This is a genomic window from Shewanella sp. SM73 (genome assembly GCF_025653795.1).
GTDB lineage: Bacteria > Pseudomonadota > Gammaproteobacteria > Enterobacterales > Shewanellaceae > Shewanella > Shewanella oncorhynchi.
The window spans coordinates 104,352-126,660 of sequence record NZ_JAKKRY010000004.1 but is presented as its reverse complement, the minus strand read 5'-3'; the positions used below and the strand labels follow the sequence as shown (position 1 = coordinate 126,660).

Below are 22,309 nucleotides of genomic sequence, written 5' to 3'. Positions count from 1 at the left end.
TCTTGAGCTGCATCGGGTATTTCTACGCGCAACAAATACGTTAAAGCAAGTAACAGAGCATGCCTCGTTGGCGCGAACTGCGTAACATGTATGCCCTTAATGAGTCAAAAAGTTCGATTTAAATCGCCGAATATAAGCTGGGTGACGTCGCGTGTTTTCCAGCACAATAAAATTGTACACCTAGCCGAAGAGCACTGGAGCCAATATGAAACTTGCAAGTTATAACAATGGTCGTCGTGATGGTCAGTTGATGTTAGTCAGCCGCGATCTCACTAAAACGGTTGCCGTTCCTGCCATTGCCCACACTATGCAGCAATTACTCGATGGTTGGGATTTACTGAGACCGCAATTGCAAGAATTGTACGATGCGTTAAATGAAGGCATGTTAGATAACGCGCAATCGTTCGACGAAGCTAAGTGCTTGTCGCCATTACCGCGTGCTTACCAATGGGCCGATGGTAGCGCTTATGTGAATCACGTTGAATTAGTCCGTAAAGCCCGTGGCGCTGAAATGCCAGAAACCTTCTGGACAGATCCGTTGTTTTATCAAGGTGGCTCAGACAGCTTTATTGCCCCTAAAGCGGATATCCCATTGGCGAGTGAAGACTGGGGTATCGATTTCGAATCTGAAATTGCGGTTATTACCGATGATGTGCCTATGGGCGTGAGCACTGACAATGCAGCTAAGCACATTAAATTGTTGATGCTAGTTAACGATGTGTCATTGCGTAACTTGATCCCTGGTGAGTTGGCGAAAGGCTTTGGTTTTTTCCAATCTAAACCATCGAGCAGTTTTTCGCCTGTGGCTGTGACACCGGATGAATTGGGTGTCCGTTGGGAAGATTCGAAAGTGCATTTACCGCTGATCACCTATTTAAATGGTGAATTATTTGGTCGTCCGAATGCAGGCGTTGATATGACCTTCAATTTCAGTCAGTTAGTTTCGCATGTTGCAAAAACCCGTCCATTGGGCGCAGGCGCAATTATTGGCTCTGGTACTATTTCTAACTATGACCGTAGTGCAGGTTCGAGCTGTTTAGCGGAAAAACGTATGTTAGAAGTGATTGCCGAAGGCAAAGCCACTACGCCATTTATGCGTTTTGGTGACACAGTGCGTATCGAAATGCTCGATGATAATGATGTAACCATTTTTGGTTCTATCGATCAAAAAGTGGTTGAATACAAAGCCTAAGGCTTTTCCTTAAAGGGCTACACCGACTCAAACTAACGGGGCTTAATTGCCCCGTTTTTATACTGACTTTTATAAGGACATGAAAATATGAAACTTTACGGTTATTGGCGTTCCAGTGCAGCCTATCGGGTTCGTATTGCCCTTAATCTCAAGGGGATTTCAGCCGAACAGTTTTCAGTGCATCTCGTGCGTGATGGCGGCGAGCAACATAAAGCGGCCTACATTGCACTTAATCCTTTAGAGTTAGTGCCAACCTTAGTGGTGGATGATGAGCTGGATGTGGATGCCTTGTCGCAATCTTTAGCGATTATCGAATATCTTGATGAGATACATCCACAGTCGCCATTATTGCCTGCATCGGCTCTTGAACGTGCCCACGTGCGCGCTATGGCACTTACGGTCGCCTGTGAGATCCATCCATTAAACAACTTGCGGGTATTGCAGTATTTAACGCAAACCTTAGGTGCTGATGACACCGCCAAAAATACTTGGTATCACCATTGGGTCGCAAGTGGTTTTACGGCCTTAGAAACCTTGTTAACACGGCATAGCGGTCGTTATTGCTTTGGGAATGCCGTGACATTAGCCGATCTGTGTTTAGTACCGCAGGTGTATAACGCCCAGCGTTTTAATGTGGATTTAACGCCTTATCCCAATATCATGCGCGTGTGGGCCGAGTGTAATCAGCTTGAAGCCTTCGCCAATGCTGCGCCAGAGCGCCAAGCGGATGCGGTGTAACGAATTGCGCGGATACGGTTTTTACGAATAGAAAGAATGGATGATGAGGCTTGCTTTGCGAGTCTTATCTCAGCGATGGAGTTTAAATGCTTTTCAGTAAAAAATGTCCGTATTGCAAACGTAAACTCGGCGCTAAGGATGTGCCGATTAAGGAAGGACGCTGCTGCCACTGTGATAAGCCGATACTGTACAAATTCAATATAATAAAATGGATGCTACTGTTCGTGCCTATCTATATTGTTAGCGTTAATCTGCTAGACAAAGATGTACATGGTTTTTGGATTTGTGTTGCGGTGATGGCACCTATTTATAGTTTCGTTTCACTACTCTGTCATGAGGTCGTAAAGTGCCCAGAAATCGATGGCGAAGTGGAGTAAGCCTAATGTCTTTCCCGTGTTTTTATCTGATATTGAAGCGGGCGATACTGTTATGAGTGGTGCTACGAATAATGTTATGAATGATGCAATGAGTGAAGCAGCGCTAGAGCATCAATTACTTGAATGGATAGCTCAAGACTGCGAGCGGGTGAGGGCGCTTGAACTCGCGCTTCAATGTGCCAAAGTACACTCAATGCCGCAGTGGTGTCTGGCGGCGGGATTTGTCCGTAATTTAGTCTGGGATCGTTTGCACGAATTTGAGTTGAGTCCACTGAACGATATCGATCTGATCTATTTTTGCCCTTTAGATATTAGCCCTGAGCGGGATCTGGCGATTGAAACCTATCTTCATCAGCTTGCCCCTGAGTTACCTTGGTCGGTTAAGAATCAGGCGCGCATGCATAGTCGCAATCAAGACATGGTTTACACATCTTGTATTGATGCTATGGCCCATTGGCCAGAGTTAGAAACCGCGGTTGGGGTGGGTTTAAAATCTCATGTTGAGACAAATACTCAGGTAGATGCAGAGACTGATCATCATTGCACGCATTACGGTATTGAGCTGGTGGTTCCCTTTGGGCTGAACTCCCTGTTTGCCCTCAAATTGAGCGCCAATCCAAAGCGATCATTACCCGTGTTTCATCACAGAGTCGCGACTAAGGGCTGGCTAACTCGCTATCCTTTGCTTACGTGTTGTTACTCAAGCTAATCTTCTCACTTTCTTATTCGTTCAGTCTAAAACAGACTTAACCGCCTCACACTATCATTCCATGCAATCTAGTTATCTAACATGATAGGTATCATCCTCAAGCCGTTTTTATTTGTCCATTTTCTGTTTTTATCTCATTTAACTCGTCTCAATAATTTGAACTTAATGTTCAAATAACCTCTTAGTTAAGTGCTTTTTATTGTTACTAAAATGTTTATGGTGTTATTGGTCACTACTACTTGCGGTAGTCATTAGTGATGGTTAATACAATACTTAGCTCACAGAAAACAAAGGGGTATTATCAATAAATGTTTGAATTTCGTGATTCAGCTCCCATGTGTAGTACCTATAAGTGAGTATTGCTCACTCACTTTGATTTGGATCAATAAATCAGCCGCATATCTCTGGCAGTGTAGGCGTCAATTGTTAAGGATGTAATACAAAACAAAAACCTATGTTGTACATATGGAGTATGATGATGAATAAAAACACTGTTTCTACACTGGTCGCTGCCACCCTTTTAGCCGCTGGTTTTTCTGCCTCTGTATCGGCTCACCAAGCGGGTGACATTATCGTTCGTGCGGGTGCTGTGGTTGTTGCGCCAAATGAATCAAGTGATGATGTTGCGGGTAACGGCGAGTTCCAAATCAGCAATAACACTCAAGTGGGTTTAAACTTTGGCTACATGCTGACAGATAACTTTGGGGTTGAGTTATTAGCTGCCACACCTTTTAGCCACGATGTTTCTTTGGCTGGCGTAGGTAAGATTGCTGAAACTAAACATTTACCACCCACTTTAGTGGCGCAGTACTACTTTGGTGATGCGCAATCTAAATTACGTCCATACGTGGGTGTCGGTGTTAACTATACTAATTTCTTCGACAATGAGTTCACCAACGATTTAAATGGTGCGTTAACTGACTTGAGCATGAGCACTTCGTGGGGCTTAGCGGCACAAGCAGGTGTTGACTATCAGGTTAACAAAAACTGGTTAGTGAACGCTTCAGTGTGGTACGCGCAAATTAGCAGTGACGTGAAGTTTAAATTAGCGGGCGACACTGTAGTTATCGACACTGATATAAACCCATGGGTTTATATGGTCAGCGTGGGTTACACTTTCTAATCCACTGATTAGATAAGCGTAAAAAAGGAGCCTTAGGCTCCTTTTTCGTTTCTGCACTTTTTATCGCGCTATGTTCTGTTCCACTTAGGCTAAGCTGATTTAGCGCTTTGACTTTTTAGCTTTCCAGTGGCGAGTGTTATAGATAAATTCGGGTAATAACACAGTAAGCCAAGCGACGAGGCGCCAGCGTTTGGTCACATAGACGCGGCGTTTGCCTTGTTTCATCGCCTTGATGATTTGCGCTGCGACTTGTGGCAATGGTGCAAGCCACATCGCACTTTGCTGCATAGCGGCTTTATCGAGCAAACCAAGTTGGATATCGGTAATCATAATCGGTAGCTTAAGGCGCTGAGCATGCATACTTAAGCCCTCAAGGTAATTCTGCCCAAAGGCTTTTGAGGCGTGATAGGCCACACTCGGCCCGCCGCGTAGGCCTGCAATCGAGTTGATTGCCGCCAGTTGTCCATAACCTTGCTCGCGAAATAGTCTAAATGCCGTATTGCAGATGGCAGCAAAACCTCGCACATTGACATCGATAATGTCTTGCTCCGGTAGCCAAGGCAACTCGGGGTCATAGCTATTGAGACCTGTATTGACTAAGACTAAGTGTGCGCCGCCAAGACTTTGCCAGACTGATTCAAGTTGGTTGATGATGGCTTGAGGTTGTTCAATTTGAAGTGCAAAAACTTGTACTTTTGTTGGCAAGGATAAGGCAAAATCGCGCAGTGATTCTGGATCTTGGGCGAATAAGACTAATTCAACCTGTTGATCTGCCAATTGCTTTGCAAGTTCACGACTTAATTGTGAGCTCGCTCCCACAATGATTGCAGTTGCTTGGGTCATAGATTTTTCGGCAACGAAATGGTGGCTTATGATAGAAAGTTATGTTCACCAAGACAAGATTTATAGCTTGGGCGCATGGACATCTAGAAGTCTTTATGTATGATTAGGAGAAACAAAATGAACAAATGGTTGCGTTTAAGCGCGTTGAGATTAACAGCCTTAGCATTAATGGCCGTAATGGGGGTGTTATCGGGTTGTGCAACACCGAATGCTATCGTTGAGATAAAAGGCGAGACCTTATATCGCGAACGGATAGCCTTACCTGCCGATGCTAAGGTCATAGTGCAACTGCTTGATGTCTCAAAAATGGATGTGCCAGCCATTGTGATGGCGGAGCGCGTGCAACAAGGTGCTGCGACACCCGCGCCATTCAGTTTTGCGATTGGTAGCGATCAGTTCCAACCCGGTCACACTTATGCCATAGGTGCCCGGATTATGTTGGGTGATAAGTTATTGTTTATTAATACTCAAGCCTATCACATTGATCTCAATTCCACTGAGCCAATGACGATACTGCTAGAGAAAGTCGGTGGCTAGTTAGCCCGCTCAAAAGTGAGCTGACATACGCGCCGAATCCGTTAGTATTTACGAACAGAAGAGGCGCGGTATGCCGGTTAGAATTCCAGATCATCTGCCCGCAGCAGGGGTGTTAGAGTCAGAAAATATTTTCGTTATGTCCGAGACGCGGGCGGCGAATCAAGATATCAGGCCGATGAAGGTGCTGATTTTGAACTTGATGCCGAACAAAATCGAGACTGAAACCCAGTTATTGCGCTTACTGGGTAACACGCCTTTACAAGTCGATGTGGATTTACTGCGCATTCACGACAAAGAATCCAAGCATACTTCCATCGACCACATGAATACTTTTTACCGTGACTTTGAAGCCGTGCGCCATAAAAATTACGACGGTCTTATCATCACAGGCGCGCCGCTTGGGCAAATCGATTTCGAAGATGTGGTTTATTGGGATCATATCCGTGAAATCATCGACTGGTCCCAAGAGCATGTCACCTCAGTGTTGTTTTTATGCTGGGCAGCCCATGCGGGCTTGTATCATCTCTATGGTTTAAATCGAAAAATATTGCAACAGAAGCGTTCTGGCGTATTTGTACATAGGCGCACTTGTCAGCATTTCCCACTGCTACGTGGTTTTGATGATGAGTTCTTTGCACCCCATTCGCGTTTTGCCGAGATGGATGTGGAAGACATTAGACAACACCCGCAGTTGCAAGTGTTAGCCGAATCTGATGAGGCTGGGGCCTATTTGGTGTTAAGTCGCAATAACCGTAACTTGTTTGTAATGGGTCACCCTGAATATCAAAAATCGACTTTAAACGATGAATACCATAGGGATTTAGCCCAAGGCTTAACGCCAAATGTGCCACAAAACTATTATCGAAATAATAATCCAGAAGCCGAAGCCATTGCCCGCTGGCACAGCCACGGTAGTTTGTTGGTCAGTAATTGGCTCAATTATTACGTTTACCAGTTAACGCCTTATGACTTAAGTGATATGACGGCGATGACACCGTGGGAATCGCGCTAAGGTTTTGTTTAGCCTTTATGGTGATGTGGTCACATGGATGTGACCTAAGCTGATACCCAAAAGCCCTTAATTTATCTCTCCCTTAGATGCTGTTGTCCACGCTTGACTGTGCTTAATCCCTGCCTCGCTGTAAATCCTTACTGACAATTTTCACCCGATAAAATCGACACATTAGACCAAGGAATACTTGCTTTACGTTCGCGTAAACGTCAGAGTGGTTTTATTGTCGATTTTATTAAACGTCCCGAGGCTAGCACTAGGCCTTGTGGTCAATTTGGGTTGGAGCCTGCATGAGTACTGAAGCGTTAAATCAAGATATTGTTATTGTTGCCGCTAAACGCACCCCTATGGGTGGTTTTCAAGGCAGTTTGTCATCTGTTGTATCACCGACTTTAGCCGCGACAGCCATTAAGGGCTTGTTGGCGGAGACTCAATTAGCGGGTGAGCATGTTGATGAAGTCTTGATGGGCTGCGTATTACCCGCTGGTTTAGGTCAAGCGCCTGCGCGTCAGGCAACTTTGGGTGCGGGATTACCCTTATCCGTTGGTGCGACCACAGTGAACAAAGTCTGTGGCTCAGGCATGAAGACGGTAATGTTAGCCCACGATTTGATTAAAGCGGGCAGTGCAAAAGTGGTGATCGCTGGCGGTATGGAAAGTATGAGCCAAGCACCGTATCTTTTGGATAAAGCTCGCGGCGGCATGCGCATGGGCCACGGCAAAGTGCTCGATCATATGTTTTTAGATGGTCTTGAGGATGCTTATACTGGCGGCGCCATGGGAACGTTTGCCCAGAAAACCGCCGATGAATTTGGTATCACCCGCGAGCAGATGGACGCCTTTGCGCTAAGTTCGCTCGAAAAAGCCAATGCCGCGATTAACTCGGGCGCCTTTAAGGCCGAAATCACGCCTGTCACAGTCAGTGATCGTCGCGGTGATGTTACTGTCGACACCGACGAGCAACCCGGTAATGCCCGCCCTGAAAAAATTCCTACGCTGCGACCAGCCTTTACCAAAGATGGCACTATCACAGCGGCTAACTCTAGCTCTATTTCCGATGGCGCAGCGGCATTGATGCTGACCTCTCGCGGCGAAGCTGAGCGTTTAGGCTTAACTGTATTAGCCACCATCAAAGGCCACACGACCCACGCCCAAGAACCTTCACTCTTTACCACTGCACCTGTCGGCGCTATGGCGAAATTGCTGGCCAATGTGGGTTGGTCAACGGATGAAGTCGATTTATTCGAAATCAATGAAGCCTTCGCCATGGTGACTATGCTTGCCGTGTCTGAACTGGGTTTAGATGTGGCTAAGGTTAACGTCAATGGCGGCGCTTGCGCTTTAGGTCATCCTATTGGCTGCTCGGGTTCACGTTTGCTAGTGACTCTAATTCATGCTTTAAAAGCCCGCGGCCTTAAGCGTGGTGTTGCCTCGCTGTGTATCGGCGGCGGTGAAGCGACAGCGATGGCGATTGAGGTTTAATTGCAAAAGTTTTAGTCAAATCAGGTTTTAGTTAAATCAACAAGACGGGGCTGGCAAGGGCAATCACTTCCCTTGAGGATAATCATAATATCGCACCGCCAGCCCATCACTCTACAAGGAAAGGATTGCAACATGACCACACAAGTAAAGCATTACATTGACGGTGAGTTTATCCAAGGTACGGGCACATCACAGATTATTGTCACCAATCCCGCGAATAACTCGCCGATTGCTGTGATTAATGCTGCCACTAGCGAAGAAGTTCACGCCGCGATTGCCAGCGCCAAAGCGGCCTTTAAAACCTGGAAAGAAGTGCCAGTGTCTGAACGTGCGCGCGTCATGTTGCGTTATCAACATTTGCTAAAAGAACATCACGACGAACTGGCGACCATTCTTGCAAAGGAAACTGGTAAAACCTTCGAAGATGCCAAGGGCGATGTATGGCGCGGTATCGAAGTGGCTGAACATGCTTGTAACGTGGCGTCATTATTGATGGGTGAAACTGTCGAGAACGTCGCGCGTTCAATTGATACTTACAGCTACACTCAACCGCTCGGTGTGTGTGCCGGTATTACGCCATTTAACTTCCCTGCGATGATCCCGTTATGGATGTTCCCATTGGCGATTGCCTGCGGTAACACTTTCATTTTAAAGCCTTCAGAACAAGATCCTATGACGCCGCAGCGTCTGGTTGAGCTGTTTGTTGAGGCAGGCGCACCTAAAGGCGTATTGCAATTAGTGCACGGTGATAAAACAGCCGTAGATATCCTGCTGGCAGACCCTGCGATTAAAGCCATTTCCTTTGTCGGTTCTGTGGCTGTGGGTCAATATATTTATAAAACAGGTACCGATAACTTAAAACGCGTGCAAGCCTTTGCGGGCGCGAAAAACCACTGCGTGATTATGCCTGATGCAAACAAACAGCAAGTGATCAACAACTTAGTCGGCGCTTCTGTTGGCGCGGCGGGTCAGCGTTGTATGGCGATTTCGGTTGCCGTGTTTGTTGGTGCCGCTAAAGAGTGGATCCCAGAATTAAAAGAAGCGTTAGCCAAAGTTCGCCCAGGTTTATGGGACGATAAAGAAGCGGGTTATGGTCCAGTTATCAGCCCAGCCGCTAAGGCGCGGGTGCTTAAACTTATCGCCCAAGGTAAAGCCGAAGGCGCCGAGTGTTTACTCGATGGCAGCGATTTTACCGTGGAAGGTTATGAATCCGGTAATTGGATTGGCCCAACCATGTTCGATAAAGTCACCACTGAGATGAGCATTTACAAGGAAGAAATCTTTGGCCCTGTACTGTGTTGTATGGAATCAGACTCCTTAGAAGCCGCCATCGAATTAGTTAACGCCAGCCCTTATGGCAACGGCACTTCTATCTTTACCGCTAGCGGTGCAGCTGCCCGTAAATATCAACATGAAATCGAAGTCGGCCAAGTGGGGATTAACGTGCCGATTCCTGTGCCATTACCTTTCTTCTCATTTACGGGTTGGAAGGGCAGTTTTTACGGCGATCAACATGCTTATGGCAAGCAAGCGGTGCGTTTCTATACCGAGACCAAGACCATCACTTCCCGCTGGTTTGAGTCCGATATCGCCGTAGCTTCAACGCCAAATATGAGCATTAACTTACGCTAAGCTCGGTTATAAACCACGGCGTCTTTATGGCGCCCAATTTATTCAATAAAAAAGTGACCATAGAGTCATAGGAGAGCCCAATGGATTTTAATTTCAACGATGACCAACGCCAGTTTGCCGATCTTGCGCGCCAGTTTGCCGCGGAAGAATTAACCCCGTTCGCTGCCAAGTGGGATGAAGAACATCATTTCCCCAAAGACGTGATCCAAAAAGCCGGTGAGCTGGGTTTTTGCTCTCTGTATTCGCCAGAATCCGAAGGTGGCATGGGTTTATCGCGCCTCGATGCCTCGATTATTTTTGAAGAACTTGCCAAGGGCTGCACCGCGACCACGGCCATGCTGACCATTCATAATATGGCGACTTGGATGGTGACGACTTGGGGCACTGAAACGCTGCGTCAGACTTGGTCTGAGCCGTTAACCACTGGGCAGATGTTAGCGTCATATTGTTTAACTGAGCCGGGTGCGGGTTCTGACGCCGCATCTTTGCAAACCAAAGCGGTGCGCGACGGCGATGAATATGTGATTTCAGGCTCGAAAATGTTTATCTCAGGTGCGGGCGCAACTGAGCTTTTAGTCGTGATGTGCCGTACTGGCCAAGCTGGCCCTAAGGGGATTTCGGCCATTGCCATTCCGGCGGATGCCGCTGGCGTTATTTATGGTAAAGCTGAAGATAAAATGGGCTGGAATGCCCAGCCGACCCGTCAAATCACCTTTGAAAACGTGCGTGTACCAGTGGCAAACTTGCTCGGTGAAGAAGGCCAAGGTTTTGCGTTCGCGATGAAAGGCTTAGACGGTGGTCGCATCAATATAGCCACCTGTTCTGTGGGGACGGCGCAGTCGGCTTTAGAGCGCGCAACTCAGTATATGAATGAGCGTCAGCAATTTGGTAAACCGTTAGCGGCTTTCCAAGCGCTGCAATTTAAGCTTGCCGATATGGCGACAGAATTAGTCGCAGCCCGCCAAATGGTGCGTCTTGCGGCATTTAAACTCGATAGTGGCGATCCTGAAGCCACGGCTTATTGCGCTATGGCGAAACGCTTTGCCACTGATGTGGGTTTTCAAGTCTGCGATGCGGCGCTGCAAATTCATGGTGGATATGGTTATATAAGGGAGTACCCGCTGGAACGTCATTTCCGTGATGTGCGTGTGCATCAGATTTTAGAAGGCACTAACGAAATTATGCGCTTAATTATCGCCCGTCGTTTACTCGATGAAAATGCAGGACAAATCCTGTAATTCAACTCGCAATATGCATGACTTACAGGTCGGCGATAACTGAAAAGGAGTCTATAAAGATGGAATATTTAGTTGAACGTATCGAAGGCCACACGGCGATTCTGACCATGAACAATCCGCCAGCCAACACTTGGACCGCCGAGAGTTTGCAGGCGCTTAAAGCCAAAGTGCTTGAGCTGAATGCCAATAAAGAGATTTATGCCTTAGTGTTAACGGGCCAAGGGCAAAAGTTCTTCTCCGCTGGCGCCGATTTAAAACTGTTTAGCGATGGTGACAAAGGTAATGCGGCAACGATGGCCAAGCATTTTGGTGAAGCCTTTGAAACCTTAAGCCAATTCCGCGGTGTGTCGATTGCCGCGATTAACGGCTATGCCATGGGCGGCGGCTTAGAAGTCGCGTTGGCCTGCGATATTCGTATCGCCGAAATTCAAGCTGTAATGGCATTACCCGAAGCGACGGTCGGTTTATTACCCTGTGCGGGTGGCACTCAAAATCTGACCGCACTCGTCGGTGAAGGTTGGGCTAAGCGGATGATTTTATGCGGCGAGCGTATCGATGCGACTCAGGCATTGAATCTACGTTTAGTGGAAGAAGTGGTCGATACTGGCGAAGCGCTTAATGCGGCAATTGCCTTAGCCGTCAAAGTGGCGAATCAAAGCCCAAGCAGCGTGACTGCGTGTAAGACGCTTATTCAAGCGGGGCGCACTATGGCGCGTAGCCAAGCGCTACCGATTGAGCGTGAGTTATTTGTCGGATTATTTGATACTGAAGATCAGGCCGAAGGCGTGAATGCGTTTTTAGGGAAACGTAAAGCTGAGTGGAGAAACCGCTAATGACGAATGTAGTAGATAATGACGTGGTCGAGCATGTCGCAAATCAGGTCACGACCACACAAAATGTGGTTTTTCAAACCTTAGCCACGGCTTCTGGCAAATTGGTTGGTGTGGTCACACTCAATGTGGAAAAAGCCCTCAATGCCTTAGATTTAGGCATGGTGCGAGCTATGACGGCGCAGCTTAATCTGTGGAAGAAAGATCCCCTTATCGCTTGCATCGTATTAGATGGCAGCGGTGAGAAGGCATTTTGTGCCGGGGGTGATGTGCGCGCTTTATACCATGCTTCCATTGCCGCTAATGGGCAAGTGACTGAGGAAGCAAAGGTTTTCTTCGAAGAGGAATATCGCCTCGATTATCTACTGCATACCTTTGGCAAACCTGTGTTGGTGTGGGGTGATGGCATAGTCATGGGCGGCGGCCTCGGTTTGATGGCGGGCGCAAGTCACAGAGTCGTTACCGAAACCTCGCGTATCGCTATGCCTGAGGTGACTATCGGCCTGTATCCCGATGTGGGCGGCAGTTATTTCCTTAATCGTATGCAGGGCAAGATGGGATTGTTTTTGGGATTGACCGCCTATCAACTCAATGCCGCCGATGCCTGTTATGTGGGCCTTGCGGATCATTACCTGAACCGCGACGACAAAGAGCTGATGTTTGATGCCATGGCAACCTTAGATTGGAGCGATACGCCAGCACTTAATCATCAACGTTTAGATAGCATGATTAACGAGCTGTCTAATCAAGTGGATATTCCGAAGGGCGACAGTGTATTAGCCGAAAGCCAAGACATAATTGACAGGCTTATGGCGGGCAGTTTGCAGGATATTGCAACACGTATGTCAACTCTGGTATCGGAAGAAAAGTGGTTAATGAAAGCGCGGGACACCTTCCTTGCGGGTAGCCCTATCAGCTGGCACTTGGTCTATATCCAAGGGCAGTTAGGGACTAAGCTTAGCTTAGCTCAATGTTTCAAATGGGAATTAACCGCGAGTGTTAACGTGTGTGCCCACGGTGATTTCTGCGAAGGCGTTCGTGCACTCTTGATTGATAAAGACAAGAAACCGCAATGGCGTTTTAAGGATGTTAACTCAGTACCCACAGCGGTACTTGAGCAAATATTGGCTTCCCCATGGGGCGAGGCGCATCCCTTTAACCAACTGAGTTAAGCGTTTAAGGGCCGAGTTGGCTAAGTGCTGTGTTTATTTGCTTAGCCAAGCTCGCTTTACTCTGTGATAAAGTCAGCATAATCAATGGGCTAGAATTATCACAACACTAAAAAGAACAACACAGGAGTGATGGCATGAGTACAGTAGCCTTTATCGGTTTAGGTAATATGGGTGGCCCAATGGCGGCCAATTTATTAAAAGCAGGCATGACAGTTCGCGTCTTTGATTTAGTCCCCGAGGCTATGCAGCAATTGGCCGAAAAAGGCGCCTTAGTATCAAGTACCGCCTGCGGCGCTGCAGCGGGCGCAACTGTGGTGATTACTATGCTGCCTGCGGGCAAGCATGTGAAAAGTTTATATTTAGGCAATGGAACAGACAAAGGTCTGCTTGAAGTGGTTGCGGGTGATACTTTACTGATCGATTGCTCGACCATAGATGCGCAAAGCGCACAATTAGTGGCGGCCGAAGCGGCTAAAAGCGGCATCGAATTTATGGATGCACCAGTTTCTGGCGGCACGGCAGGCGCGGCGGCGGGCACCTTAACTTTTATTTGTGGTGGCTCGGATAACGCTTTTGAACGCGCGCAGCCCGTACTTAAGGCTATGGGTGTGAATATCTTCCACGCAGGCGGTCCAGGTGCGGGGCAAGTCGCGAAAATCTGCAATAACATGCTGTTATCTGTGTTGATGGTCGGTACTTCCGAAGCCCTGCAAATGGGCGTCGATCATGGTCTCGATCCTAAAGTGCTGTCGGACATTATGAAGGTCAGCAGTGGCGGAAACTGGACGCTAGAGAAGTACAATCCCTGCCCAGGCGTGATGGAAACAGTGCCTTCTTCTAAGGGCTATCAGGGTGGCTTTATGGTAGATTTGATGGTCAAAGATCTCGGTCTGTCCCAAGAAGCTGCATTATTGAGCAACTCTAGCACGCCAATGGGCGCTTTAGCTCGCAGCTTGTATGTCAATCATGCAAGACAAGGCAATGGTCGCCGAGATTTTTCCAGTATATTTGAACAATTTGCACCACTTAAAAAATAGACACAGATAACAAGGGATCACCAGATGGATTTAAAAGATAAGGTTGTCGTCATTACTGGCGGCGCGGGTGGCTTAGGCTTAGCAATGGCGCAAAATTTTGCGCAGGCGGGTGCTAAGATAGCGCTTATCGATGTGGACCAAGAAAAACTCGAGCGAGCCTGCGCTGAGCTTGGATCGGACACTGAAGTCCAAGGTTATGCCTTAGACATTACCGACGAAGAAGACGTCGTCGCGGGTTTTGCCTATATTCTCGAAGATTTTGGTCAAGTGAACGTGTTAGTGAACAACGCCGGTATTCTGCGTGATGGCATGTTAGTCAAAGCCAAAGACGGCAAAGTCACTGATCGTATGTCTTACGAGCAATTCCAATCGGTGATCAATGTGAACCTAACCGGCAGTTTCCTTTGTGGCCGTGAGGCCGCAGCGGCCATGATTGAATCGGGTCAAGCGGGGGTGATTGTTAACATCTCTAGCCTTGCTAAGGCGGGTAATATGGGCCAATCAAATTACGCGGCCTCAAAAGCGGGTGTTGCGGCTATGTCTGTTGGCTGGGCGAAGGAGTTAGCGCGCTACAATATCCGTAGTGCAGCGGTCGCACCTGGCGTGATTGCGACCGAGATGACGGCAGCAATGAAGCCAGAAGCGTTGGAGCGTTTAGAGAAACTCGTGCCTGTTGGCCGCTTAGGTCATGCCGACGAGATAGCTTCTACCGTACGTTTTATTATTGAAAACGATTATGTTAACGGTCGTGTGTTTGAAATCGATGGTGGTATCCGTCTTTAGAGCGATATCTTATTGATTTGCATAAAAACCGAGCTTAGGCTCGGTTTTTTTATAGGGTAAATAAAGATAATGGTTCTTATGCTCTAGCTTTCGGATTTATTTAGATTTCACTGTTGGAGTTGACATTTAGTTGTTAACCTTCAACAATCGCTCTCCCGTTTTTTTACATAACTTTACAAACATGTTGATCACATGTAATGGAGCTTGAAATCCGGATGTCTTGGCAGGAAAAAGCCCACTGGCTTGAGAAAATCACTAAGCGCATGATGTTGATCGTGGGTATCTTAGGGTTGGTTGTGATTTATTGCGGTTTCTTTTTTCTGCTCTTTAGTGGCCGCTCTGTGGCCGTGATCCCATGGTTTTTTCTTATCTCACCTTGGGTGTGTATTTATTTTGGTTTAACGCAAGTACAACAAGTGCAAGTGGTAAATTGGTTCTTAAAAAAATTTAAAAAATAACTAATTTACACATAACTCATTTCTGCAAGTTCATATTTTGTTTCGGTTTGTGCAGTTGGCAAACATTGGGGAGAAACAATGAAGCTACATGGATATTTATGGATGCTGGGGGGCTTATTTTGTTTAGGTGCTTGCGAGCGCTCGAACAAAGAGACGCCGCATCTTAGTGATAATGGCGCGCGCATAGTTGCGCCCTATGGTAGTTGGCAGTCTCCGCTATCGGCGACTGAAGTTTTTGAGCAGGCCGATAATGTGGCTGAGTTGCAAAGCGTTGATGGTGCTATTTATTTCTCTGAATCTGATGGTGAAAAACAAGGCCAAGTCGGCATTAAACGCCTCGACCAACGGGGAAAAATTACCGACATAGTGCCGCCTGCGTTTAATGTTAAATCCGCCGTTCATGAATACGGTGGTGCCGCCTTTTTGGGGATTGGTCAGAGTCTGTTTGCCACTAAGGCACAGGACCAACTGTTTTATCGTTTTGCCCCTAATCAACCCCCTTTGCCTTTAACGCCAAATGGTACTCGTCATGCAGATTGTATTGCTTACCCCAAAGGGTCGAGGATTATCTGTGTGCGCGAAGATCATCGTCAAGCGGGTGAGCCTAAGGCGAGTCTTGTTACCATTAATCTTAATTTTGCTGGTGAAGGCGATACCTTTGTTTCGGGCCATGACTTTATTTCTTCGCCAGCCATCTCGCCCGATAACAGCCAACTGGCGTGGATCACTTGGGAACATCCCTATATGCCATGGGATAATAGCGTGCTCTGGCTTGGGGATCTGGACCGTAAAGGGCAATTACACAATATTCGTAAGGTAAACACGCCCGCAGACTCTTCTGTGTCGCAGCCATTATTTAGTCCTGATGGACAATTGTATGTCGTATCGGATATCAGTAACTGGTGGAATATCTATCGAGTCACGGCACAAAATACCTTAGACCCAGTGCTAAAGAAAAAGGCCGAGTTTGCGGTGGCTGATTGGTATTTAGGTAATCATAACTATGCCTTTGAATCCGAAAAAACGATTATTGCCAGTTATATGCTTGGTAGTCAGGCCGTTTTAATTCGACTGCATCTAGCTTCAGGCCTGACCGAATCTTTGGCTGTCGACTTTGGTGAAATCACCCAAGTGATCCGAGGGGAAGATACTGTTTATTTTGTCGGCGCTAAGGCGACGCCAGAGAAGGGCATTTATAAAGTGATCGGTCGTGGTACTGAGTTGGTGTATACCCCTAACTTACCAAAACTTAATCCCAACTATATCTCCCGTGCTAAAAATATTACTTTTAAAACAGGTGCTAACCAGCAAGCTTACGGTTATTTTTATGGTCCGGTTAACCCCAACTATACTGCGCCTAATGATACCCGTCCGCCCTTGATTGTAATGTTACACGGCGGTCCTACGGCGCGGGCGAGTCTGGCTTATCGCAGTGACATTCAATTTTGGACCAGCCGAGGTTTTGCGGTTCTCGATGTTAATTTCCGTGGCAGCAGTGGTTTTGGCCGTGCTTACCGTCAAAGTATCTACGGAAAATGGGGCCAAGTTGATGTGGAAGATGCGGTCAATGCGGCCCGTTATTTAGTCGATAAGGGTTGGGTTGATGGACAAAAGCTGGCGATTCGAGGTGTTAGCGCTGGTGGGTTAACTGTGATGTCGTCCTTGGCATTTTATGATGTATTTCAAGCGGGGGTGAGCTATGCGGGGATCAGTGACTTTGAACAGCTCGCCAAGAGTACCCATAAATTCGAGACTGGCTACTTAGATCTGCTCATCGGCCCCTATGGTGAAAATCAAGCCCGCTATAGGGAGCTGTCGCCCCTGCATCACCTTGAAGGATTGAATGAGCCTTTATTAATTTTTCAAGGATTACGTGACCAAATCGTGCCACCACAGCAGTCGCAGCAGATTTATGAGGCGTTGAAAGTGAGAGGCGTACCCACGGCTTATATCGCCTATCAGGATGAACCCCACGGCGGTTGGAAACCTGAGCACAAGGCCGCAGGATTAGAAACTGAGCTGGCATTTTATGGGCAAGTGTTTAACTTTACCCCTGCGGGTAAGCTTGCAACACTGGTACTGGATAACGCCGCGGCGCTAAAGCCAACCATAGTGAGAAGCCAATAACGCAGTATTTACCGTTATTGAACTTGGCCATCATTATTGCGATTGGCTTTTACTGCAACACTCAGAGCCAGCATTTTGCTGGCTCTTGTGATTTTCATGGCTGCCATGAGTCTCGTGACTTAGGCTGTCGATAATGGCACAGTGGGGCTGATCGCCGCCTTGGCATTGGGTCACCATGTGCTGCAATTGCGACCTAAGCTGCTGTAACTTATTGATTTGTTGCTCGACATAGGCAAGGTGCGTTTGGGTAAGCTGCTTAACGTCCTCGGCATTACGGCTTTCATTGCCCTTAAGACCAAGCAAGGATTTGCAATCCTCTAGGCTAAAACCTAAGTCGCGACATTGATGCACAAACTTAAGTGCTTCAATATCTTGATGGCGATAAACTCGATAACCCGCCTCATTGCGCTCGCCGCACACTAAACCAATATCATGGTAATAACGGATACTCTTAACACTTAAGCCCGTTTGTTTCGCCACTTCCCCTATCTTCATTTTGACCTCTATTTTTCCAACTGAATGGTATCACCCATTTCGCCTAACAATTAATTGTCGATGTGATCACATTGAGCAAATTCATCCTTGACTCTCCAGTGATGGGAGACTTTATCTTAGACCTATAGTGTGAAACATCAAGTGAGGGATCTCCCATGTCTATGACCAGACTCTATGTCGCCAATATGAATTGCGCTGGCTGCGTCGCAAAAATTGAAAAGGCGTTTGCTGCCCAAGATGGCGTTGAAGCGCGTGTGAATCTCGCCGATAAGCAAGTGACGGTAGAAGGCAAGATGAGCGCTGATACCGCCTTGGCTGTGATGGCAAATGCGGGTTATCCGGCGCAGGTCGTTATTGATGCTAAAGTCGCCGCCGAAGAAAAACGCCTTGAAGATGCCGCCGAGTATCGACTGCGGATGCGCCAAGCTATAGCTGCGCTCGTTGTGGGTGTTCCCATGATGCTGTGGGGATTACTGGGCGGTGAAATGATGATCAACAGCCCAAACCTGCAGTTAGGCTGGGGCATCATGGGACTGGTCACTTTGGCTTTACTCATCACCACAGGCAGACATTTCTATCAAGGCATGTGGCGGGCGCTAAAAGCCAAAACCACTAACATGGATACGCTGATTGTGCTGGGCACCAGTACCGCATGGGCCTATTCCATGCTGGTGGTCATTATGCCCAGCGCATTCCCTATGGATACCCGCCATGTGTACTTTGAGGCGAGTGTGATGATTCTAGGTTTGATTAACTTAGGTCATGGACTCGAACTCAAAGCGCGGGGCAAAACCAGCGAAGCGGTGCAGCGACTGCTCGGGTTGCAATCCACTACTGCGATTCGTATTACGGATAAGGGTGATGAAAAGGTTGAGATAAGTCAGTTGAAACTGGGCGATAAGCTGCGTTTGCGCCCCGGTGACCGAGTTGCCCTTGATGGTGAGGTCGAAACAGGACAATCCCTACTTGATGAAGCCATGCTCACAGGTGAGCCTATTCCCGTGCTTAAAAATCGCGGCGACAGTGTGAGTGCGGGCACAGTCAACGGCAATGGCAGCCTAGTTTACCGAGTGACGGCGGGACAACAAGATACTAAGCTCGCCAAAATCATTGCATTGGTGCAACAGGCACAAACGTCAAAATTACCCATAGGTCGATTGGCCGATAAGATCTCCGCGGTATTTGTCCCTACTGTGGTGGCGATAGCACTACTGGCGGCGGCTATTTGGTATTTTGCAGGTCCAGCGCCCGCCTTAAGCCATGCGTTAGTGGTGCTGACGAGTGTGCTCATCATAGCTTGTCCCTGTGCGTTGGGGCTGGCTACGCCTATGTCTATCATGGTGGCTGTGGGCCGCGCCGCCCAAATGGGCGTGTTAGTCAAAAATGGCGAAGCGTTGCAAACCGCCAGTAAAGTTGATTGTGTGGTGCTGGATAAAACCGGCACTGTCACCTTAGGTAAGCCGCAAGTCACTGACTTTGTATTAGTACAAACACTGAGTGATGCCGACAAAGAAACCTTGCTGGGCGAAATTGCAAGCCTTGAGCAGCACTCTGAGCATCCGTTAGCGGGGGCGATTGTCAGTTATGCCAAGGAATCACTGACTCAATTGCCCGATACACAGGCGTTTACGAACCATCAAGGTAAGGGGATTGAGGGCAAGGTCGATGGCGTATCGCTGGCGATAGGTAATCTCGCCTTGATGACGGCATTGAATATTGTCAATTCCGATGGCAGTGCCTTAGATCCTAACGCGACATTAAGTTTTGCGAACCAAGGTAAAACCCCAATTTATATCGCTAAAGCGGGCAAGTTAGTGGCCACTATCGCACTTGCCGATCCGATTAAACCCGATGCCAAAGAAGCCATTGCGGCCATGCTGCAAAGGGGCATTCGCGTGGTGCTGTTAACGGGGGATAACCCACAAACGGCGCAGGCGGTGGCCGACCAAGTGGGTATCACCGAAGTGATTGCTGGTGTATTGCCCGAGCAAAAACAACAGTATGTGCTGGATTTACAAAAGCAAGGGCATGTGGTGGCTATGGTAGGGGATGGTATTAATGATGCGCCAGCTCTGATGAGTGCCGATGTGGGGATCGCGATGGGATCGGGCACTGAGGTGGCGATTGAAAGTGCGGATATCACCTTACTGTCGCAGCAATTGATAGTGATTGCTAACTTATTGGCATTGTCGCGGGCGACGATTACCAATATTAAGCAGAATCTGTTCGGCGCCTTTGTGTATAACAGTTTGGGTATTCCGGTTGCGGCGGGCGTGCTTTATCCACTTACTGGCATGTTATTAAGCCCTGTGATTGCGGGTGCGGCCATGGCTTTGTCTTCACTTACTGTCGTCACGAACGCCAACCGCTTAAGACGGCAGAAGTTATAAGTTGTCGATACCTAAGCTAACTTAAAATGTTGAAACGGGTATCTTGAGCTAACTCTGGGCTATGTCCACATTAACACTTACCACATAAGTCCTTAGCAGATAGTCCCTAAACAGATACTCCTTTAGCATCGCCAAGCTTTGCGATGCTAAGGGTCATCCGATTGTCATTCTGCTCGAATACATTGAAAGCTAAGCCAATAAGGTAAAATTAATTACGCTTCTCATACAGGCATAGTGCGGCGATCTCGGCATTCCCTCTGGCTTTCTAGCCGCCTTTTTAGTTGATAATTTAGCCCAAACTGCTATAGTGCCACGTTTATTTTTACCCCTTCGGCATAGCGTTATTTGGTTTATGCTTATTTAAAGCGGCGCCAACGGGCTCGGCCAACATTACTCGATTTGGAAGTTCATTTTGATCACAACAGCAAATATCACCATGCAGTTCGGCGCTAAGCCACTGTTTGAAAACATCTCAGTTAAATTTGGCGGTGGTAACCGTTACGGTCTTATCGGCGCGAATGGCTGTGGTAAATCGACCTTCATGAAGATCCTGTGTGGTGATCTAGACCCTAGCAGCGGTAACGTCTCGTTAGATGTGAATGAGCGTCTGGGTAAATTAAGCCAGAACCAGTTCGGTTATGAAGAATTCAACCTGATCGATACCGTGATCATGGGCCACCGCGAACTGTGGAAGGTAAAGCAAGAACGTGACCGTATTTATTCTTTACCCGAAATGAGTGAAGAAGATGGCATTACCGTCGCCAACCTAGAGATGGATTTTGCTGAGATGGACGGTTATACCGCCGAATCCCGTGCAGGCGAATTACTGTTAGGTGTAGGTATCGGTATTGAAAGCCATTTTGGTTTGATGTCTGAAATCGCTCCGGGTTTAAAACTGCGTGTATTGTTAGCACAAGCCCTGTTCTCTGATCCAGACGTGCTGCTGCTTGACGAACCTACCAACAACTTGGACATCGACACTATCCGTTGGTTACAAGACATGTTGAACCAACGTAGCAGTACTATGGTTATCATTTCGCACGATAGATATTTTTTAAACTCAGTCTGTACTCATATGGCTGACTTAGACTACGGCGAACTGCGCGTTTACCCAGGTAACTACGACGAATACATGCAAGCAGCGACTCAAGCTCGCGAGCGTTTATTGTCTGATAATGCGAAGAAAAAAGCCCAGATCTCTGAACTGCAAACCTTCGTAGCACGCTTCTCGGCTAACGCTTCTAAGGCGAAACAAGCCACCTCTCGTGCTCGTCAAATCGACAAGATTAAGTTAGATGAAGTAAAAGCCTCTAGCCGTGTGAACCCCTTCATTCGTTTCGAGCAAGAGAAGAAATTATTCCGTAATGCCTTAGTGATTGAAAACCTAACGAAAGGCTACGACACTCCGTTATTCAAAGACTTAAACTTAATTGTTGAAGTGGGCGAGCGCATTGCGGTATTGGGTGAAAACGGCGTCGGTAAAACAACCCTGTTACGTACCCTGATCCATGACATCCCGCAGGATGCAGGTACTATCCAATGGTCTGAAAACGCTAACATTGGTTATTATGCACAGGATCATGAGTCTGATTTCGCTAACGAAATGACCTTGTTCGAGTGGATGAGCCAATGGCGCAAGCCAGAAGATGACGACCAATCGGTACGTGGCATCTTAGGCCGTATGTTATTTGGATCTGACGACATTAAAAAGTCAGTCAAAGTGCTGTCTGGTGGTGAGAAAGGTCGTATGTTATTCGGCAAGCTCATCATGCAAAAAGCCAACATTTTAGTGCTCGACGAACCGACCAACCACATGGATATGGAATCGATTGAATCACTGAACAACGCGCTGGAAATGTACGAAGGGACCTTGATTTTCGTGAGTCATGACCGTGCATTCGTATCGTCTCTGGCAAACCGTATCCTCGAAGTGACTCACACAGGTGTGAATGACTTCAGAGGCACTTACGATGAGTTCCTTGCCAGCAAAGGCATTGAAGTCTAAGGTTATTCGCTCATTTAGCTGCATGTGTAAATACATGCATTTAAATACATGCATTTAAATACAGTGCAGCTAAATGCAGCATCAATAAAAACGCCGCAATGTATTGCGGCGTTTTTGTATCCATTTGCTG

General features: G+C 47.4%; 20 protein-coding genes. 18 read left to right on the top strand and 2 right to left on the bottom strand.

Annotated elements, in window-relative coordinates:
• Positions 1–205 precede the first annotated feature (205 nt).
• The 5 genes from L5M51_RS07830 (at position 206) to ompW (ending at position 4,139) form a co-directional block, all read left to right on the top strand.
• Positions 206–1,192 (top strand): fumarylacetoacetate hydrolase family protein, encoded by a 987-nt coding sequence (locus L5M51_RS07830; protein ID WP_113938939.1) that lies wholly within the window; start codon positions 206–208, stop codon positions 1,190–1,192.
• Between the two features lie 87 nt (positions 1,193–1,279).
• Positions 1,280–1,930 carry a maleylacetoacetate isomerase gene (gene maiA / locus L5M51_RS07825; protein WP_212600044.1) on the top strand — a complete coding sequence of 217 codons (651 nt, stop codon included), beginning with the start codon at positions 1,280–1,282 and terminating at the stop codon, positions 1,928–1,930.
• 86 nt (positions 1,931–2,016) lie between these two features.
• On the top strand, positions 2,017–2,307 hold the full coding sequence (locus L5M51_RS07820; protein WP_263172235.1) for a hypothetical protein: 291 nt from the start codon (positions 2,017–2,019) through the stop codon (positions 2,305–2,307).
• 52 nt (positions 2,308–2,359) lie between these two features.
• On the top strand, positions 2,360–3,016 hold the full coding sequence (locus L5M51_RS07815) for a nucleotidyltransferase family protein (RefSeq protein WP_258547585.1): 657 nt from the start codon (positions 2,360–2,362) through the stop codon (positions 3,014–3,016).
• A 475-nt stretch (positions 3,017–3,491) separates the two neighbouring features.
• Positions 3,492–4,139 (top strand): outer membrane protein OmpW, encoded by a 648-nt coding sequence (ompW, locus tag L5M51_RS07810; RefSeq protein WP_028760570.1) that lies wholly within the window; start codon positions 3,492–3,494, stop codon positions 4,137–4,139.
• 99 nt (positions 4,140–4,238) lie between these two features.
• Here ompW and L5M51_RS07805 read toward each other — a convergent pair whose 3' ends face one another.
• On the bottom strand, positions 4,239–4,982 hold the full coding sequence (locus L5M51_RS07805) for an SDR family NAD(P)-dependent oxidoreductase (protein WP_263172233.1): 744 nt from the start codon (positions 4,980–4,982) through the stop codon (positions 4,239–4,241).
• Positions 4,983–5,099: 117 nt separating this feature from the next.
• Here L5M51_RS07805 and L5M51_RS07800 point away from each other — a divergent pair, with 117 nt between their 5' ends.
• The 11 genes from L5M51_RS07800 to L5M51_RS07750 all read left to right on the top strand — a co-directional run bounded on the left by L5M51_RS07800 (position 5,100) and on the right by L5M51_RS07750 (position 17,289).
• Positions 5,100–5,519 carry a YbaY family lipoprotein gene (locus L5M51_RS07800; RefSeq protein WP_173245790.1) on the top strand — a complete coding sequence of 140 codons (420 nt, stop codon included), beginning with the start codon at positions 5,100–5,102 and terminating at the stop codon, positions 5,517–5,519.
• A gap of 70 nt (positions 5,520–5,589) precedes the next feature.
• Positions 5,590–6,531, top strand: coding sequence for a homoserine O-acetyltransferase MetA (metA, locus tag L5M51_RS07795; RefSeq protein ID WP_263172231.1), 942 nt, complete (start codon positions 5,590–5,592; stop codon positions 6,529–6,531).
• A 290-nt stretch (positions 6,532–6,821) separates the two neighbouring features.
• A complete protein-coding gene (locus L5M51_RS07790) occupies positions 6,822–8,012 on the top strand; it encodes a thiolase family protein (protein WP_263172230.1) in 1,191 nt (396 codons plus the stop codon).
• A 132-nt stretch (positions 8,013–8,144) separates the two neighbouring features.
• A complete protein-coding gene (locus tag L5M51_RS07785) occupies positions 8,145–9,644 on the top strand; it encodes a CoA-acylating methylmalonate-semialdehyde dehydrogenase (protein WP_011919010.1) in 1,500 nt (499 codons plus the stop codon).
• Between the two features lie 80 nt (positions 9,645–9,724).
• Entirely contained in the window at positions 9,725–10,882 is a 1,158-nt protein-coding gene (locus L5M51_RS07780) for an acyl-CoA dehydrogenase family protein (protein ID WP_113938930.1), read from the top strand.
• 59 nt (positions 10,883–10,941) lie between these two features.
• Complete coding sequence (locus L5M51_RS07775) at positions 10,942–11,715, top strand: enoyl-CoA hydratase (protein WP_011789976.1); 774 nt, start codon at positions 10,942–10,944, stop codon at positions 11,713–11,715.
• Positions 11,715–12,884 carry an enoyl-CoA hydratase/isomerase family protein gene (locus tag L5M51_RS07770; protein ID WP_113938928.1) on the top strand — a complete coding sequence of 390 codons (1,170 nt, stop codon included), beginning with the start codon at positions 11,715–11,717 and terminating at the stop codon, positions 12,882–12,884. The genes L5M51_RS07775 and L5M51_RS07770 overlap by 1 nt, the downstream gene beginning before the upstream one ends.
• A gap of 134 nt (positions 12,885–13,018) precedes the next feature.
• Entirely contained in the window at positions 13,019–13,921 is a 903-nt protein-coding gene (gene mmsB / locus L5M51_RS07765) for a 3-hydroxyisobutyrate dehydrogenase (protein WP_173245769.1), read from the top strand.
• Between the two features lie 24 nt (positions 13,922–13,945).
• Entirely contained in the window at positions 13,946–14,704 is a 759-nt protein-coding gene (locus tag L5M51_RS07760) for an SDR family oxidoreductase (protein WP_011846385.1), read from the top strand.
• 215 nt (positions 14,705–14,919) lie between these two features.
• Positions 14,920–15,162: a hypothetical protein gene (locus L5M51_RS07755; protein WP_028760560.1), complete on the top strand. Its 243-nt coding sequence runs from the start codon at positions 14,920–14,922 to the stop codon at positions 15,160–15,162.
• Between the two features lie 78 nt (positions 15,163–15,240).
• Positions 15,241–17,289 (top strand): alpha/beta hydrolase family protein, encoded by a 2,049-nt coding sequence (locus L5M51_RS07750; RefSeq protein WP_263172227.1) that lies wholly within the window; start codon positions 15,241–15,243, stop codon positions 17,287–17,289.
• Positions 17,290–17,322: 33 nt separating this feature from the next.
• Here the strand turns inward: L5M51_RS07750 and L5M51_RS07745 are convergent, their stop codons facing one another.
• Positions 17,323–17,784, bottom strand: coding sequence for a Cu(I)-responsive transcriptional regulator (locus tag L5M51_RS07745; protein WP_212600051.1), 462 nt, complete (start codon positions 17,782–17,784; stop codon positions 17,323–17,325).
• Positions 17,785–17,939: 155 nt separating this feature from the next.
• Here L5M51_RS07745 and L5M51_RS07740 point away from each other — a divergent pair, with 155 nt between their 5' ends.
• Both L5M51_RS07740 and L5M51_RS07735 read left to right on the top strand, forming a co-directional pair.
• Positions 17,940–20,174: a heavy metal translocating P-type ATPase gene (locus tag L5M51_RS07740; protein ID WP_263172225.1), complete on the top strand. Its 2,235-nt coding sequence runs from the start codon at positions 17,940–17,942 to the stop codon at positions 20,172–20,174.
• A 412-nt stretch (positions 20,175–20,586) separates the two neighbouring features.
• The gene (locus L5M51_RS07735) at positions 20,587–22,179 is read left to right on the top strand and encodes an ABC-F family ATPase (RefSeq protein ID WP_173497118.1); all 1,593 of its coding nucleotides are present in this window, start codon (positions 20,587–20,589) and stop codon (positions 22,177–22,179) included.
• The last annotated feature ends 130 nt before the right edge of the window (positions 22,180–22,309 follow it).